The organism is Shouchella phoenicis (assembly GCF_047238345.1).
Lineage (GTDB): Bacteria > Bacillota > Bacilli > Bacillales > Bacillaceae_D > Shouchella.
Map to the genome: position 1 here is coordinate 3,542,280 of NZ_JBDFMQ010000001.1, position 16,509 is coordinate 3,558,788.

At 41.8% G+C, this 16,509-nt stretch carries 18 protein-coding genes; 1 reads left to right on the forward strand and 17 read right to left on the reverse strand.

Going from position 1 to position 16,509, the window contains the following annotated elements; genetic code table 11:
- Window positions 1-2 precede the first annotated feature (2 nt).
- The 9 genes from ABC361_RS18910 to prfA form a co-directional block, all read right to left on the reverse strand.
- Entirely contained in the window at window positions 3-1,322 is a 1,320-nt protein-coding gene (locus ABC361_RS18910; protein WP_413075389.1) for a methyl-accepting chemotaxis protein, read from the reverse strand.
- Between the two features lie 19 nt (window positions 1,323-1,341).
- Window positions 1,342-1,773, reverse strand: coding sequence for a low molecular weight protein arginine phosphatase (locus ABC361_RS18915; protein ID WP_413075390.1), 432 nt, complete (start codon window positions 1,771-1,773; stop codon window positions 1,342-1,344).
- 64 nt (window positions 1,774-1,837) lie between these two features.
- Window positions 1,838-2,380 (reverse strand): manganese efflux pump MntP, encoded by a 543-nt coding sequence (locus tag ABC361_RS18920; protein ID WP_413075391.1) that lies wholly within the window; start codon window positions 2,378-2,380, stop codon window positions 1,838-1,840.
- Window positions 2,381-2,669: 289 nt separating this feature from the next.
- The gene (locus ABC361_RS18925; protein WP_413075392.1) at window positions 2,670-3,473 is read right to left on the reverse strand and encodes a ribonuclease E inhibitor RraB; all 804 of its coding nucleotides are present in this window, start codon (window positions 3,471-3,473) and stop codon (window positions 2,670-2,672) included.
- Between the two features lie 121 nt (window positions 3,474-3,594).
- Window positions 3,595-4,629, reverse strand: coding sequence for an L-threonylcarbamoyladenylate synthase (locus ABC361_RS18930; protein ID WP_413075393.1), 1,035 nt, complete (start codon window positions 4,627-4,629; stop codon window positions 3,595-3,597).
- Between the two features lie 223 nt (window positions 4,630-4,852).
- Window positions 4,853-5,299, reverse strand: coding sequence for a GNAT family N-acetyltransferase (locus ABC361_RS18935; protein ID WP_413075394.1), 447 nt, complete (start codon window positions 5,297-5,299; stop codon window positions 4,853-4,855).
- Between the two features lie 53 nt (window positions 5,300-5,352).
- Window positions 5,353-5,961 carry a stage II sporulation protein R gene (spoIIR, locus tag ABC361_RS18940; RefSeq protein WP_413075806.1) on the reverse strand — a complete coding sequence of 203 codons (609 nt, stop codon included), beginning with the start codon at window positions 5,959-5,961 and terminating at the stop codon, window positions 5,353-5,355.
- Between the two features lie 82 nt (window positions 5,962-6,043).
- Window positions 6,044-6,880, reverse strand: coding sequence for a peptide chain release factor N(5)-glutamine methyltransferase (gene prmC / locus ABC361_RS18945; protein WP_413075395.1), 837 nt, complete (start codon window positions 6,878-6,880; stop codon window positions 6,044-6,046).
- The gene (prfA, locus tag ABC361_RS18950; protein ID WP_413075396.1) at window positions 6,880-7,950 is read right to left on the reverse strand and encodes a peptide chain release factor 1; all 1,071 of its coding nucleotides are present in this window, start codon (window positions 7,948-7,950) and stop codon (window positions 6,880-6,882) included. The genes prmC and prfA overlap by 1 nt, the downstream gene beginning before the upstream one ends.
- 160 nt (window positions 7,951-8,110) lie before the next feature.
- Here prfA and ABC361_RS18955 point away from each other — a divergent pair, with 160 nt between their 5' ends.
- Window positions 8,111-9,430 (forward strand): FAD-dependent oxidoreductase, encoded by a 1,320-nt coding sequence (locus ABC361_RS18955; protein ID WP_413075397.1) that lies wholly within the window; start codon window positions 8,111-8,113, stop codon window positions 9,428-9,430.
- Between the two features lie 62 nt (window positions 9,431-9,492).
- Here the strand turns inward: ABC361_RS18955 and ABC361_RS18960 are convergent, their stop codons facing one another.
- The 8 genes from ABC361_RS18960 to fba form a co-directional block, all read right to left on the reverse strand.
- Window positions 9,493-9,927, reverse strand: a complete 435-nt coding sequence (locus ABC361_RS18960; protein WP_413075398.1) for a hypothetical protein — start codon at window positions 9,925-9,927, stop codon at window positions 9,493-9,495.
- A gap of 76 nt (window positions 9,928-10,003) precedes the next feature.
- Complete coding sequence (locus ABC361_RS18965; RefSeq protein ID WP_099304526.1) at window positions 10,004-10,576, reverse strand: thymidine kinase; 573 nt, start codon at window positions 10,574-10,576, stop codon at window positions 10,004-10,006.
- 67 nt (window positions 10,577-10,643) lie between these two features.
- Window positions 10,644-10,886: a type B 50S ribosomal protein L31 gene (locus ABC361_RS18970; RefSeq protein WP_035394274.1), complete on the reverse strand. Its 243-nt coding sequence runs from the start codon at window positions 10,884-10,886 to the stop codon at window positions 10,644-10,646.
- Between the two features lie 100 nt (window positions 10,887-10,986).
- Window positions 10,987-12,255, reverse strand: coding sequence for a transcription termination factor Rho (rho, locus tag ABC361_RS18975; RefSeq protein WP_413075399.1), 1,269 nt, complete (start codon window positions 12,253-12,255; stop codon window positions 10,987-10,989).
- A 296-nt stretch (window positions 12,256-12,551) separates the two neighbouring features.
- Complete coding sequence (gene glpX / locus ABC361_RS18980; RefSeq protein WP_413075400.1) at window positions 12,552-13,517, reverse strand: class II fructose-bisphosphatase; 966 nt, start codon at window positions 13,515-13,517, stop codon at window positions 12,552-12,554.
- Between the two features lie 30 nt (window positions 13,518-13,547).
- Complete coding sequence (gene murA / locus ABC361_RS18985) at window positions 13,548-14,834, reverse strand: UDP-N-acetylglucosamine 1-carboxyvinyltransferase (RefSeq protein ID WP_413075401.1); 1,287 nt, start codon at window positions 14,832-14,834, stop codon at window positions 13,548-13,550.
- Window positions 14,835-14,918: 84 nt separating this feature from the next.
- Entirely contained in the window at window positions 14,919-15,554 is a 636-nt protein-coding gene (gene fsa, locus ABC361_RS18990) for a fructose-6-phosphate aldolase (protein ID WP_413075402.1), read from the reverse strand.
- Between the two features lie 86 nt (window positions 15,555-15,640).
- Window positions 15,641-16,504, reverse strand: coding sequence for a class II fructose-1,6-bisphosphate aldolase (gene fba, locus ABC361_RS18995; RefSeq protein ID WP_099304536.1), 864 nt, complete (start codon window positions 16,502-16,504; stop codon window positions 15,641-15,643).
- Window positions 16,505-16,509: the final 5 nt, after the last annotated feature.

The following is a 16,509-nucleotide window of genomic DNA, read 5'->3' on the forward strand; positions in this document are numbered from 1 at the left end:
TTTTATTGGTTTGATTCTATTGTAAACTTTTCGATCGTTGTCTTCAATTGCTTGGCTTGATTTGCCAAGTCTTTTGACAATGTTTCAATTTCCTCTAACGCCGTAGTCTGCTCTTCAGTCATTGCCGTTACCTCCTGAGCACCTGCAGACGTTTGTTCGGCAATCGCAGCAACTTCTTCTGTTTTAACAGAACTTGCTTCAATCGATTGCTTCTGCTTGTCCGACAAATTGGAAATGACTTCAATCATTTCCGTAACGATCTTTGCAGATGATTCCATTTCAAGAATTGCATTCGTTGTCTTTTCACCTTGTTCCGACTGCACCCTCGCAACCGTCACTTGTTCCTCGATATTTTTCACAACTTGCTTCACTTCTTCTTGAATGGTGGAAATTAATTGATTAATGGATTCCACTGCTTGTGTACTTTCATCAGCAAGCTTTCGTACCTCACTCGCTACAACCGCAAATCCACGGCCGTGCTCTCCTGCACGAGAGGCTTCGATTGACGCATTCAAAGCCAGTAAATTCGTCTGCTTTGCAATCGTACCAACGAATGCTGTAATGCTACCAACTTCTTGCGCTTGCTCCTCTAAACGATGCACTGAGTCAAGTGAATGCTCTTGCTTTGTTGTTAAATCTTCAATCCCTTTAACGAGACTCGTTGTCATTTCGCGACTCGTTACAAGCAATCCGCCCATTTCATTGGCTTGTTCGGCGGATTGAGACGCTTTATTTTGCATTTCATTTGCCATCTCTGTTGTTTCTTCAAGAGAAAACACCGTTTCTTGAATCGCTTGGGCCGCGTTTTCAGCACCGCTCGCAATTTCTCCCATCGTGAAACCAATCTGTTCCGCTTGAGATGAAGATGTGGCTGTAGCAAGACTTAATTGCTGCACACGTTCTTCCGTTTCCACAAAGTTACGATCAATATCGTGAACCATTCCATGTAAACTTGAAAGCATTTTATTATAGGCAACGCCTAACGCTCGTAATTCGTCATCGGATTTTGATAGCTCTACATTTTGATCAATTACACCTGAAGCCGCTTCTGTCACCGCTTGTTCAAGTTGCGCTAACGGCTTCGTAATGATCGTTGATAAAAAGTAACCTAAAATCCCACTCCAAATGACTCCGGCTAATAAAACAAGCAACGTTAACCATGTAGGATCAATGTTCAACATTGAAGCAACGTAATCTGCTAAAAAGTACAGAATGATGGCACTCGTAGCAAACGTAATGCCTGCCACTGCACTAACACCTAATACAATCTTCTTTCGAATACTAAACCTGTACCTTTTAGAGACCTTTTTCCCTGCTTCCATTCACATTCATCCTTTTCGATTAAGTTTGCCGCAAGAAATCTTTTATCGCTGTTTTGATTTGTCTTGCAGCTTGTTTATAATCCTCATCATTGCCGCCAAAAGGATCTTCAATATCGTGTCCTTCTTTTCCAGCTGCTTCTTGCAAAGTTGACACACTTTGATGAGGGTAACCCTCTTCAACAATTTTTCTATGAGAAGCTGACATCGTTAACACTTTATCAGCCCAGTGAATTAATTCGTCAGATAGCGGTTGTGACTTATGGTCAACTTTAATGCCTTCTTTTTCCAATATTTTTTTTGAACCACTAGACATAACCTGTCCATGATCAGCACTCACGCCTGCTGATTTAACATTATATCGGTCTGCGCCGTATTTTTTTAAATAGGCTTCTGCTAATGGAGAACGACATGTATTGCCTGTACATATAACTAAAATATTTTGCTTTTTCATCTTTCCACTCCTTAAATTGTTATCAACGTTTCATTAGTTTAGCACAAGTGACCCCGTTGATTCATCAAAGTGGAAGCATAATTTTTAAGCCAAAACCAATCAAAATAATTCCGCCTAAAACTTCTCCATAAGATCCAATTAACTTATGAAATTTCGAGCCAATTAGTAAGCCGATCCAAGATAAACACATACTAACTGCACCAATAATTAAAACGGTCAGCATGACTTTTGTCCCTAAAATACCAAACGACAAGCCAGCAGAGAAACTATCTAAGCTTACACCTAAAGCAAATAATAAGAGGCCAAACCCAATTGGTTTCAATTTAGAATCCTCTTGATCAGAAAAAGAAGCCAAGATCATTTGAACACCAATTATAAGTAGCATGCCTCCACCTATGTATGTGGCGATTACGTCGTATTTACTTGACAACCATTGCCCTGTCAACATTCCTAGTAGTGGCATAAAAACGTGGAACAAACCAATCGTGACACCTATACGAAAAATTTGTTTCCCTGTTAGACCTAACATCCCCATACCAAGGGTTACAGAGAATGCATCCATCCCTAAAGCTGCTGCCATAATCATTATCGTCACAATCTCGTGCATTGTTTAACTCCTCCCGTAAAAACATGCTATTCGAATGTATGCACGGGCACGGGAATTTAGACAGGCTAATAAAAACCCCATGTAAAAAGGATGAAGACAAACATAGCACGCCCTTAGCACGGACGTTGGATTTGCAATAATGAAATCCACTCACATAAAAAAATCCCTCCAATGTTTGCACTTTTTAAGTGCCTACAATTAGAGGGAGACAGTTTGCTTACTCACTCAAAACATTTTCTTTTATAGGTCGACTGAATTTTTATTGTTTCTACTCTGAACATCGCATCGTTTATTCAGCCATAGCTCCCCAACCATCTATGGTGACTTCGTATTTTGCCGTTAAAGATTCTAAATCTCTTAACCTTCGAATAATCTCCTGGTGTGTAAGGGGAATCGTGCGTGTGCACGCTAAAACGTACTCGCCTTGGTCACGATCCTCATCGACTTCGACGGTATAGCCTTCTAATTCGATAATTTTCGCTACTTTCCGAGCCATTCGTCGATTCGAACAAAGCAAGATAAATTCTACTTCATGAGGTTTGCTCATATCGACGCCTGCATCTTTTAAACTTTGCAGGACTGCACCGTCGTCATCATTCGGAAAGTCGACCGGGGTAATGTACGTCACATTGTAAAAGTAAAACGACTTCTGTTCTTCTTCAGAGGACAGCACTTCTTCAAATCCTAATTCCTCTAACGTTCTCATATATTGAGTACGTCCGCCTTGGTTATAAGAAACAAGAAATCCAACATCCTTTACATTGCTAAGAAAAAAATACCGTTGCCACTGCTGCAGGATCTCTCCAAACGATTGCAAACGCACGATTTCATCTGGAATGTTTGGGAAAATCGCCACTGTGTCGAGCAATCGCTCTGACTCCGTATAGAAGTATTCAATCATTCCTAACAGTTCTTCCATTTCGGGCTGATTGGAAAAATAGCTTTCGTCGAGGCCAAATACCTCATCCGAAATTAAATAATAAGGGATCTCACATGTTTTACGATCGACTTGCATCGTAATTGTTCCATAAATGACTTCTGTTGCTGGATCCACTTCCGCCCTATACAAAAACCGTTGCTTTGAATGCTCCATTTTATGCTCCTTTGCACCGCAGTCTTGTCTTTCTCGATATTGTTGCAAAAACACCATACATAAACGTTAGGCTTATCCCACTATATTCACTTATTGTAGCATTCATTACACGTTCAGCGCTTTAAGATCTCTTCATTAGGCGCTTTCCTCCTGATGCTTTTTCAAGTCGATTCATTACGGCTTCTCCTACCCCACTGGTCGAAACGGCTTCAACAAAAATGATGGAAACTCCTCTTTTATCAAATTCTCGCAACGCCTCATAAAGAACTTGAGCCAGCTTTTGAACCGATTGAGCATCGATGCTTTCGTCCGCCTGATCGTAATAGTGTTTAGCCAATACGCCCACACGCTCTCCTCTTGCCTGTGCCGTTAGAATAGCAGAATGAATTTGATTTGCATCCTCCACAATATACACAGCAGCTTCTGGCGCATAGTGTGTATATTTCATTCCTGGTGATTTCGGTTGTTCTTTTTGGTTTAACAATGAGCGATCCACATCAATTTTTCCGATAACGTCCTCAATCTCTTCTTTCGTCACACCACCAGGTCTGTACAAAACAGGCGTTTCTTCAACAATACTTAAAACCGTTGATTCTAGCCCAATGCCAGTCTTTCCGCCATCAACAATGCCATCAATCCGCCCATCTAAATCTAGCAACACATGTTCAGCCGAAGTAGGAGAAGGACGCCCAGAGCGGTTTGCACTTGGAGCAGCGACCGGCACTTGACACTCTCTTAAAAAGATCTGAGCGATTGGATGAGACGGCATCCGTATGCCGACAGTTGATAACCCAGCGGTTACATTCTTAGCAATAGTCGGCTTTGCTTTAAAGATCAGCGTTAGAGCACCTGGCCAAAACGCATCCATAAGACGTTGAGCATGATCTGGAATCTCTTCCACTAACTGATGAAGTTGCTCTTTTTCACCGATGTGGACAATCAGTGGATTATCGCTCGGTCTTCCTTTCGCTTTAAAAATTTCACTGACAGCATCGTCTGATAGCGCGTTGGCACCTAGCCCATAGACCGTTTCCGTTGGGAACGCCACAAGCTTATTATCCCTTATCCACATTGTCGATTCTTGTAAGAATAAGGCTTGATCGTCAATGGTTTTATTTTTATCCACATTCCAAACTCTCGTATGTTTATAACTCACTATCTGTTCGCCTCTTTCATTGTAAAACACTTTTTTTCATTTATTGCTCAAATGCTTGCTATATTAACATTCACTCTATTTTATCAGACTAATCTATCGATTGCATCAAAAGAAAAAACAGTTTATCCACGGCTGTGGATAAACTGTTTATAAGTTGATAAACCGAGCTATATTTCACCACATCTTCATTTATTCACAAGACTTATACACAAATCCACAAGCATCATCCAATATGCGAACACGAATAGGACCAAACCAACGTGTCAGTTGAACGGGCAATCTGTTGATAATGGTCTAATTGTTTTATTTCAGGAGGGATAAGGCCTTCAGCTACTCGTTCAAATCCAAGAGGTTCAAACAGTGACGCTTTCCCTTCACTAAGCGCGTACACTTGATTAACGCCTTCTGAATGGGCAAACGCTAACGCAAGCTGGATAAATTCAACAGCCGCCATCGCGTGAGTCTTTTTACTATCAATAACTAACGTACGTAACAAACCGACATCCGATACTTTATCTAAACCCACTGTACCAACTAAAGTTCCCTCTTCGTTTTCCACGATAACAAAACTATCTATTTGACTCGGTGTTGTCGCTGAACCGACTCGTGCAAACAAGTGCTGAACAGCTAATACATCCGTTTCTTCCATTTTTCGTACGGTTAATGGCATAAGTACGCCCTCCTTTTTTTCATTCTATGAGAAGGCTTGTACATATATGCCTATTAACCAAATAACCGATCCCAAAAAGATTCAAACATATCCACAACAAAGAATGACGTTTCAACTTCATCTTGATTGTCCACAGGTTCTGTTTCTTCTGCTTCTTTCGCTTCAGCATTGTCCATATCTAAAAAGCAAAGCGGCGGAAACAATACACACCACCAGTTTTCACCTTCACCATCGCCAAGCGTAACAAGTACAGCCTGGTATAAGCCTGCCGGATAAACCAAGTCGCCATAAAGTTTAGTTGGGAACGAGACATCTTCATTGAACGCCACATCAAATTGCTGGTCTTTGCCGTACTTTGCTAATTCGTTTTCTACAATGGCTTCGATTTCATCCATATTTCCTTCAATCGTTGTTACCGCTTCATCAAATGTCTCAACATCGTTGACCCATTTTGTAATTTCTGCATTTATCTCATCGCGGATGTCCCGCTTTAACATTTGGTCACTGACTGAATCACTATTGGCGAGAATGCGTAAACGAATAGCATCATCTGTATTGACTTCTTGATGAAACTGACTGACCGCTTGAACGCTTTGCGCTTCCCAACTCATTAGTCCTACACATAAAGAGATTAATAGATAAATGATTGCTTTTGCTTTCATTGTAAGCACCGCCCCTTCCTCCATAGCATGGTCAGGGCGCTCACAATATAAACAACGAATCGTTCGACAATCTTGTAGTCTATTAAGTTACAGAGATGAGGACAATTCGATCTTTTTTATTAATATCCTCGATGACATCAATTACCGCTGTCGGAAATTGTTCTTGGAAAAGGGTTTTTACTGACTCTCCTTGCCCTGCTCCAACTTCAAGGGCAATCATCGACCCAGAATGAGTGTATAACGGCGCGTCTTTCGCAAGCCGTCGATAAATGGCCAACCCATCGTCTCCAGCAAACAAAGCAAGCGCTGGTTCGTACTCTCTTACTTGTTCAGCCAGTGATGCGCGATCGGTTTCTGGAATATATGGGGGATTTGATACAATGACATCAAACGTTTTGCCACGGACAGGCTCAAACAAATTTCCATGCTTAAACAGAACGTCAGCCTTTAACGTTTTCGCATTTTTTTGCGCCACAGCAAGCGCATCTTCTGAAAGGTCAATTGCAGTGACAAGAGATTCTGGCGATTCTAGCTTAAGGGTGATCGCAATCGCCCCACTACCAGTTCCAATGTCCACAATTCGCTTCGCCCCATTGATCCGTTGCAAAATTGCCAGCACAAGCTCTTCTGTTTCTGGACGAGGGATAAGAACGTCTTTTGATACGTTAAACAATCGCCCATAGAACGACTCCGTCCCAATTAGATGTTGGACAGGCACACCAGTCGTCAACGTTTTGACATCTTCTTCAAACGCCTTTAACGTTGATTCGTCCATAAAATCGTGAAAACCCGCTAATAAAGACGCACGATCTTTTTGCAAATGGTGCCGCAATAACCATTCACCTGCTGGTTCTTCAAGCTGATGATCTCGCAAAAAAGACGAAGCCCAGTTCAGAGCTTCGTATACCGTCTTCTTCATCACGATTCCGCATTCTTCATTGCTTCGGATTGCTCTTCCACAATGAGTGCATCAATAATTTCATCCAATTGGCCTTGCAAGATCTGCTCAAGCTTTTGAATCGTTAAGCCAATACGGTGATCCGTTACGCGACTTTGCGGAAAATTGTAGGTACGAATTCGCTCAGAGCGATCGCCTGTGCCAATCGCACTTTTACGTGCATCTGCGTATTCCGCATGCGCTTCTTGCTGCACTTTATCAAAAATACGCGCGCGCAGCACTTTCATTGCTTTTTCTTTATTTTTAATTTGTGATTTTTCATCTTGGCACGATACGACGGTATTGGTTGGTAAATGGGTTAACCGAACCGCTGACATTGTTGTATTAACACTCTGCCCACCAGGACCGCTTGATGTGAAGGTATCCACGCGAATGTCTTTCTCGTGAATATCAATTTCCACTTCTTCCGCCTCAGGTAATACAGCTACTGTTGCTGTCGACGTATGAATCCGTCCGCCAGATTCTGTCTTCGGCACACGCTGAACACGGTGAGCACCGTTTTCATATTTAAGCTTTGAATAGGCGCCTGATCCATTCACCATAAAAATCACTTCTTTATAGCCACCAATTTCATTTGCCTGAGCTTCAATAATTTCCGTTTTCCACCCTTGCACTTCTGCAAATCGATAGTACATTTTAAATAAATCCGATGCGAAAAGCTGCGCTTCATCTCCACCAGCTGCTCCACGAATTTCAACAATAACGTTTTTATCATCATTCGGATCTTTTGGTAGCAAAAGAATTTTCAAGCGAGCTTCTAACTCTTCTTTACGCGTGGACAATTCCTCAAGCTCTTCTTTCACCATTTGGTACATCTCGTCATCTAATTTATCTTCTAGCATCGCTTTTGCTTCAAGATGCTGCTCATGAACTTCTTTATATTCGCGATAAGCTTGAACGGTTTCTTCTATTTGCGCTTGCTCCTTAGAATACTCTCGTAGTTTGTTTGTATCACTAATTACATCTGGATCACTTAACTGTTCATTCAAAAAATCATATCGATCTTCAACAGATTGCAAACGATCTAACACGACGTCACCTCATCTTTATTCCGCTAGCTACATATCCTATCTATTATAGTATATGGCGCTTCTACTGGTCAATGCACCCTCATGATGCGGTTTGTATTCTGCCTCTCTTGGGAATACTACCTAGAGCGAATACAAGTTCAGAAAAAAAGGCGGGATAACGGTGAAATATGTCATTATTGGCGGTGATGCGGCAGGGATGAGTGCAGCGATGCAGCTTGTACGGAACGACGCCCAAGCAGAAATAACCGTTTTAGAAAAAGGAGACCATTATTCATACGCACAGTGCGGACTTCCTTACTGGATCGGCGGCGATATTGAAGGGGAAGAAAAACTTGTTGCGCGTGACGCAGATACGTACCGAATTAAACACGGCATTGATGCGCGAACTCAACACGAAGTCACATCCATTGATGTCAAAGAAAAGCGCGTAGCAGGAAACCATTTTGACCTACCCTACGATAAATTATTAATCGCATCTGGTGCTAGACCTTTTATACCTGATTGGGAGAATAAAGAGTTAAACGGAATCTACACATTAAAAACCATCCCAGATGCAAAGAAAATTATTGAGCGTCTAGAAGGAAAGCGACGCAATATTACAGTTATAGGCGGTGGATCGATCGGTCTTGAAATTGCGGAAAATGTTTGCAAAGCCGGTCACCAAGTCCGCATTCTTGAACGATTCGCACGACTCGCGATGAATTTTGATAAAGAAATGACGGATCATATTCATGAGAAAGCGATTGATGAAGGGATTCAACTTGATTTAAATCATGATATTCAAGGATTTAAAAGCGATGAAGAAGGAAATGTTACCGCTGTGGTGACCAACTTATCTGAATGCAAAACAGACCTCGTCATTGTCGCGGTAGGCGTTCGTCCAAACACAAATTTCCTTGCTAGTACAGGCATTCATCTTGATCAAAACGGAGCAATTAAAGTAAACCGTTACATGGAAACGAATGTAGAAGATGTTTATGCAGCTGGCGATTGCGCAACCCAATACCATCGCTTAACTGATAAAGATACGTACTTCCCTCTCGGCACACACGCCAATAAACAAGGGAGAATTGCCGGGTTAAATATGTGCGGAAAACCTCGAGTCTTTAAAGGAATCGTCGGCACACAGATTTATCAATTTTTCGATTTAGCGTTAGCGCGAACAGGCTTATCTTCACGAGAAATTGAAGAATTAGGTTTTCCTTACAAATGTGTACAAGCTAAGCTCCCTCACGTTGCCGCTTATTACCCCACTCATGAGCCTCTTCTTATTCGGCTTCAATACAACGAAAAAACAGGCGAAGTGTTAGGAGGTCAATTTATCGGTACAAAAGGTGTCGATAAACGATGCGATGTGCTCGCTACAGCGTTGTACCACGGCATGACCATGCAAGACCTTGAAGAGCTTGATTTAGGTTATTCACCACCGTTTAATAGTGTCTGGGACCCTCTTCAACAAACAGCTCGCAGACGAACGTAGCCTAGATAAACAAAAAAGCTGACCCACAAGGTTCGAATCGAGCCTCTGGGTCCAGCTTTTTTTTAGCGGAGATGAACATCGTAACGCGGTATCTCATTTTTGAGCGCCTTCTCTAATTCTCTATGGTGCTGCTCCGTTTCCGCTTTGTCCCAATCATGATCAGGATGTGCTTTTGCATAGATGTGGCCGCCATTTACAATGGCAACACCTGAACGGAAGCCATGTTTTTCAATGATTTCTTCAACGAATTGAGCATCATCTTCTAGCGTCGTATGCTTAGCATTTGGATTCACATAACTGGCACCGAGATTCGTTTGTCCTTGCGGGTATGAATCATTCTCATGCTTCATGTGTCCGAAGTTAAGCGGCCCTGGACCAAATGCACCCATGCCACGATCATGTTTCTCGTGCGCATTTGTCGCATTCATATCGCTTCCACATCCTGATAACAATACAAGGGCAGCAAACCCCGCTGTCATAACTTTTGCGATCTTCATGTTTCTCCCCCTTTTACCATATCGAAATATGGCTACCTTAGGGTTCCACAAGAACGATCATCCCATTCTCAATTGTTCACAACGGTGGGTTACTGTGACATTTTCGGCAAACGGGGTAGTACTGATCGTTGCCTCCAATTTGAATTTGATCCCCTGTATAAATCGGCTTGCCTTTATCGTCAACACGTAAGTTCATAATCGCTTTTTTATGACAGAACCAGCAAATGGTTTTCATTTCTTCAATCTTATCTGCGTAAATCAGCATATGTCTACTACCTTCAAACAGCTCGTTTTGAAAATCGTTCTTCAATCCAAACGCCATTACTGGTATGGATAACTCATCCACGATCATAGCTAGCTGGCGCACATGTTCTTTTGATAAAAATTGAACTTCATCAATTAATACACAGTACGGTTTTTGTTCCGCGTGTTTCACAACCTCAAAAATATTCGTATCTGCAAAAACCGAAATTGCGGCTCGCCTTAAGCCGACACGACTGGATACATACCCAACTTCATCTCTCGTATCTATGCCAGATGTAAACAACAATACAGGTTTGTTCTGCTCCTCATAATTGGAAGCCACTTTTAAAATTTCAAAGGATTTTCCACTATTCATTGCACCATATTTAAAAAACAGTTGTGCCATATGACCCTCCTAAAGCGTGTGTATCATAAAAAAAGACAGGCAATCGTGACTGCCTGTCTTTTGCTTCTTATAGGTTGTATTTCTTTTTGAATTTATCAACACGACCACCAGCATCAGCAAGCTTTTGCTTACCAGTGTAGAATGGGTGTGAATCCGAAGAAATCTCAACTTTAATAAGTGGATAAGTGTTGCCATCTTCCCACTCAACTGTTTCGTTAGAACCACGAGTAGAACCAGTTAGGAACTTGAAGCCCGTGCTCGTATCTAAGAATACAACTTTTTGATACGTTGGATGGATTTCTGCTTTCATTGCATTTCATCTCCTTTTGCCCTGAATCAAATTTGAAACAGAGTTTTCCTCACATAACCGAAATTATATCAAGACAGCCACCATATTGCAAGATCAAGTTTTAAGAGCGACGCTTGCCTGTCATTTCTGCCTGCATTTCATCAAAAAACTCGACATTGGTTTTCGTTTCTTTCACACGACGAATAAATTGGTCGGTAAAGTCAGGCGACTCATTCATTGTTTTACGGATCGTCCAGAGCTTATCAAGCTGCGATTTCGGCATAAGAAGCTCCTCTTTTCGTGTACCGGAACGACGAATATCGATAGAAGGGAAAATCCTTCTTTCTGCCAAACGACGGTCTAAATGAAGCTCCATATTCCCTGTCCCTTTGAATTCTTCGTAAATGACGTCATCCATTCGTGATCCTGTATCAACGAGTGCCGTTGCTAATATTGTTAAGCTTCCGCCTTCTTCAATGTTGCGCGCTGCACCAAAGAACCGTTTTGGACGGTGGAAAGCCGCTGGGTCAATCCCCCCAGATAGCGTGCGTCCACTTGGTGGAATAACAAGATTGTACGCACGAGCAAGGCGAGTAATGGAATCCATTAAAATAACCACATCTTTTTTGTGCTCAACGAGACGCATTGCACGTTCCAACACGAGCTCTGCCACTTTAATATGATTCTCCGGTACTTCATCAAACGTCGAGCTAACAACTTCGCCTTTAATGGAACGTTCCATATCTGTTACTTCTTCAGGTCGCTCATCAATTAACAATACGATTAATTCAACAGAAGGATGCTTCTCCGCAATGCTATTGGCAACTTCCTTCATTAAAGAAGTCTTTCCTGCTTTCGGCGGGGCAACAATTAAGCCACGTTGTCCAAATCCAACTGGCGAAACCATATCAATAATTCGTGAAGATACACGACCTGGCTTCGATTCTAGATCGATTTTCACATCTGGATAAAGTGGCGTTAGCGCCGGAAAATGAGGTCGCTCTTTAGATGATTCAGGCGAATCGCCATTAACCGCTTCAACATGAAGTAGGCCATGATAACGCTCATTATCTTTAGGAGGACGCACTTTCCCTGAAACTTTATCGCCATTTCTTAAATCAAATCGTCTAATTTGAGATGCAGAAATATAAATATCTTCTGTACTTGGTAAGTAATTTATTGGTCGTAAAAAGCCAAAGCCTTCACTTTGGATAATTTCAAGTACGCCTTCCATAAACAAGAGTCCATCTTGCTCCGCTTGTCCTTTTAAAATAGCAAAGATTAGTTCTTTTTTTGTTAGTTTACTGTAATAAGAGACTTTAAACGTTTTTGCTTGTTGATACAATTCTTTTAACGTCATATTCTCTAATTCTGAAATATTTACGCTCATTAAGGTCACCACGCTTTATCATTATCGTTCTATTCCTTTTTTGACAGACGACGAACGAAAACATCTATCTACATATATAAAATTTACTCATTTAACTTTAGTCATGAATTTTTTTAACAAGGAAGGAAAATGGAGAAAAGTATTTATAGAAGGAAGTAACTAAACTTTATTTTAACCATATTTACTAGAATTAATCAATAAAAAAAGGGAGAAAAACTCCCTTAGATTATTTTACATCAAATGGACGCGATTCGCGCGTAACAACAGCAGAATCGCGCCACCGTGTTGACTATGTCTTAGCGCATAACAAGATCTGGTTTTTTCTTCATACTATGCGTGCCGTCAACAAATCGCACCGTACCTGATTTCGCACGCATAACAAGGGACTGGGTATTTGCTTTCGTTCCTTTGTAACGAACTCCTGTAAGTAATTCTCCATCAGTAACGCCTGTAGCTGCGAATATGCAATCGTCTCCGCGAACTAAATCTTCCATACGAAGAATTTTGTTTACATCTGTAATGCCCATCTCTTTACAGCGTGCAAGCTCAATGTCTGATTGTGGCAACAGTTTTCCTTGGAAATCGCCACCTAAACATTTAAGTCCTGCGGCGGCAAGCACACCTTCTGGCGCCCCACCTGAACCCATTAATAAGTCGACACCTGTATCGTCAAAGCCAGTATTTACAGCAGCAGCGACATCGCCATCAGACAGTAATTTAATTCGTGCACCAGCTTTTCGAATGTCATGAATTAATTTCTCATGGCGAGGTCGATTCAATAACGTCACAACAAGATCTTCAATATCTTTATTTTTTGCTTTAGCAACTGCTTTTAGATTATCAAGGACAGGGGCATCAATATCCACTTTTCCTACAGACTCAGGGCCAACTGCGAGCTTATCCATATACATATCAGGCGCGTGGAGCAAATTGCCATGATCCGCAACCGCTAAAACGGCTAATGCATTCCACTGACCATATGCCAGGATATTTGTCCCTTCAAGTGGGTCTACTGCAACATCCACACGAGGACCGTATCCATTGCCTAACTTTTCCCCTATATAAAGCATTGGTGCTTCGTCCATTTCCCCTTCACCAATAACAACTGTCCCTTTCATCGGGATCGTGTCGAACACGTCTCTCATTGCTTCTGTTGCTGCTCGATCTGCCTCTTCTTTGTTCCCTCGACCCATCCAACGACCAGAGGCAAGCGCAGCCGCTTCTGTCACGCGGACAAGTTCCATTGATAAACTACGTTCCATTGTTTTGTATCCTCCCGAATAGTAAAGCCCTTATGATTGATTCACTTGCTCAATTTCTTCTTCGTTTAACTCTTCACGCCACACAATCGCTCCTAAATCACGAAGCTTTTCTTCAAGGTGTTCATAGCCACGATCGATATGTTCGACCCCAGAAATTTCCGTCACACCGTCTGCCATTAATCCAGCAATAATAAGTGCCGCTCCTGCACGTAAATCACTGGCACGGACATTTGCACCTTGAAGCTGAGAACGACCATTTACAATCGCTGAACGTCCTTCCACTTTCACATTTGCACCCATGCGTCTTAATTCATCTACATGCTTAAAGCGGGCATCATAAATCGTATCCGTCACAATGCTCGTGCCTTTTGCGCTAACTAAAAGACTTGTAAAAGGTTGCTGAAGATCAGTAGGGAATCCCGGATAGACGAGCGTTTTAATATCAACACCGTTCTTTTCAATCATTCCTTCAACGATCATTTGATCGTCTTTTTCCTCGACCTTTGTACCCATCTCTCTAAGCTTAGCCGTAATCGAATCAAGATGTGTTGGAATTACATTATCAATTTGAACCCGTTGGCCCATTGCAGCAGCCATAATCATATACGTTCCCGCTTCAATCCGATCAGGAATAATAGAGTGAGTGCATCCTGTTAACTCCGTTACACCTTGTATGCGAATCACATTAGTTCCTGCACCTTTAATCTTGGCACCCATACTTGAGAGAAGGGTAGCGACGTCAATAATCTCTGGCTCTTTTGCAGCGTTTTCAATAATCGTTTGCCCTTTTGCTTTTACCGCTGCCAACATAATGTTAATCGTTGCGCCGACGCTTACAACATCAAGATAGATCTTTGCACCACGCAACTCATCTGCTCGTAGATAAATGGCACCTTGTTCATTTGTCACACGGGCACCTAGCGCTTCAAATCCTTTAATATGCTGGTCAATCGGGCGTGGTCCTAAATTACACCCACCAGGCAAACCGATCACCGCTTTATTAAATTTCCCGAGCATCGCACCCATTAAATAATAGGAAGCACGAAGTTTTTTCACACGCCCATTTGGTAAAGGCATGGCCACCATTTTTTCAGGCTCAATTCTCATCTGAGTATCATCCATTGTGACCTCGCCACCAATTTCACGTAAGAGTTCAGCTAAGAGCTCTACGTCTGAAATTGATGGAAGATTATCAATCACAACTGGACTATCTGCTAAAATAGCGGCCGGAATGAGGGCAACCGCGCTATTTTTCGCGCCACTAATTTGTACAGTTCCTTCGAGGGTTTGCCCACCTTTAATTAGCAGTTTATGCATAATAATCCCTTCCTTTTATACCTAATCCCTTTTGAATAAGTATGTTCAGAGTTATTCGTGATGCACAAATCCATGTCGCTTTCCTTACTTATTCCAGTCGGATAGAAATTGTTCGATCCCTTTATCTGTTAGCGGATGCTTTGTTAATTGCTTAATCACTTTAAGCGGAATCGTTGCAATATGAGCACCGCGTTTCGCCGCTTCGTTTACGTGAATCGGGTGTCTAACGCTCGCTGCAATAATTTGTGCGTCTAGTCCATGTGTATCAAAAATCGTCCGAATATCTGTAATTAAGTTTAATCCATCATGACCAATATCATCTAAGCGGCCTAGGAACGGTGATACGTAGGTTGCACCAGCACGGGCCGCTAACAACGCTTGCGCTGCTGAAAAAATCAGCGTTACATTCGTATCAATTCCTGCTTCCGTCAAAGCACGAACCGCTTTTAGTCCATCCACTGTCATTGGTACTTTTACTGTAATGTTATCTGCGATTTTCGCAAGCTCTTTTCCTTCTCGAATCATTTCGTCCGCTTCAAGAGAAATGACTTCTGCACTGACGCTTCCAGGTACAACAGCAGCAATTTCTTTTATGCGATCATGAAATTCAACATTTTCTTTTGCTACTAAAGAAGGGTTTGTTGTCACTCCGTCCAAAATTCCAAGATCGTGTGCTTCTTTTATTTCAGAAAGGTTTGCCGTATCGATAAAAAATTTCATTTTTACATCCCCCTATAAAAAAACGGTTTCATTCATAAATGGAAATAAAAGCAGTCATTGACTGCTTTTATAAAATTTGTTCACACTTACGCTTTATTTGAAGAACCAAATTCTTTCATTTTACCAGCGACAGTTGCTTTAATCGCGTCGCGAGCAGGCCCTAAATATTTACGCGGGTCATACTGTTCAGGCTGAGCTGCAAGTGTTTCACGAACAGCTTTAGCTGAAGAAATCTGACTTTCTGTGTTTACGTTAATTTTCGCATGTCCAAACTCAATCGCTTTTTGAACATCTTTCGTTGGGATACCTGTTCCACCATGAAGTACTAATGGAATTCCGACTAAAGAATCGATTGTTTTCATGTGATCGAAACCAAGGTTTGGTTCGCCTTTGTAAGGTCCGTGTACAGAACCTAAAGCTGGCGCAAAGCAATCAACATTCGTTGCTTCAACAAGTGCTTTACACTCTTCAGGAATTGCGTAAGCTGCTTCTGCATCATCAACAATCAAATCGTCTTCTTGTCCACCAATACGACCTAGCTCTGCTTCAACAGAAACACCAAGTGCATGAGCAACATCAACCACTTTTTTCGTAAGGGCAATGTTTTCCTCTAGTGGATAGTGAGAACCATCAATCATAACAGATGTAAATCCAGCATGAATTGCTTCTACACATTTCTCAAAACTTGAACCGTGATCTAAGTGAATCGCAACTGGAACCGTAACGTTGTACTCTTCCATAAGATTCTCTACTAATCCCACAATTGTCTTAAAACCACCCATATATCGAGCAGCACCTTCAGAAACACCAAGAATTACAGGTGATTGTTCTTCCTCAGCTGCTTGTAGAATTGCTTGAGTGAACTCTAAGTTGTTTAAATTAAATTGACCAACCGCGTAGCTTTCCGCTTTCGCTTTGTTCAACATGTCTTTCATCGATACTAAAGGCATAATTG

Coding starts and splice junctions, on each gene's coding strand:
- ABC361_RS18910 (WP_413075389.1), bottom strand. CDS start 1,322: ATGGAAGCAGGGAAAAAGGTCTCTAAAAGGTACAGGTTTAGTATTCGA.
- ABC361_RS18915 (WP_413075390.1), bottom strand. CDS start 1,773: ATGAAAAAGCAAAATATTTTAGTTATATGTACAGGCAATACATGTCGT.
- ABC361_RS18920 (WP_413075391.1), bottom strand. CDS start 2,380: ATGCACGAGATTGTGACGATAATGATTATGGCAGCAGCTTTAGGGATG.
- ABC361_RS18925 (WP_413075392.1), bottom strand. CDS start 3,473: ATGGAGCATTCAAAGCAACGGTTTTTGTATAGGGCGGAAGTGGATCCA.
- ABC361_RS18935 (WP_413075394.1), bottom strand. CDS start 5,299: ATGCCATTAACCGTACGAAAAATGGAAGAAACGGATGTATTAGCTGTT.
- spoIIR (WP_413075806.1), bottom strand. CDS start 5,961: ATGAAAGCAAAAGCAATCATTTATCTATTAATCTCTTTATGTGTAGGA.
- prmC (WP_413075395.1), bottom strand. CDS start 6,880: ATGAAGAAGACGGTATACGAAGCTCTGAACTGGGCTTCGTCTTTTTTG.
- ABC361_RS18960 (WP_413075398.1), bottom strand. CDS start 9,927: ATGAAGATCGCAAAAGTTATGACAGCGGGGTTTGCTGCCCTTGTATTG.
- ABC361_RS18965 (WP_099304526.1), bottom strand. CDS start 10,576: ATGGCACAACTGTTTTTTAAATATGGTGCAATGAATAGTGGAAAATCC.
- ABC361_RS18970 (WP_035394274.1), bottom strand. CDS start 10,886: ATGAAAGCAGAAATCCATCCAACGTATCAAAAAGTTGTATTCTTAGAT.
- rho (WP_413075399.1), bottom strand. CDS start 12,255: ATGAGCGTAAATATTTCAGAATTAGAGAATATGACGTTAAAAGAATTG.
- glpX (WP_413075400.1), bottom strand. CDS start 13,517: ATGGAACGTAGTTTATCAATGGAACTTGTCCGCGTGACAGAAGCGGCT.
- murA (WP_413075401.1), bottom strand. CDS start 14,834: ATGCATAAACTGCTAATTAAAGGTGGGCAAACCCTCGAAGGAACTGTA.
- fsa (WP_413075402.1), bottom strand. CDS start 15,554: ATGAAATTTTTTATCGATACGGCAAACCTTTCTGAAATAAAAGAAGCA.
- fba (WP_099304536.1), bottom strand. CDS start 16,504: ATGCCTTTAGTATCGATGAAAGACATGTTGAACAAAGCGAAAGCGGAA.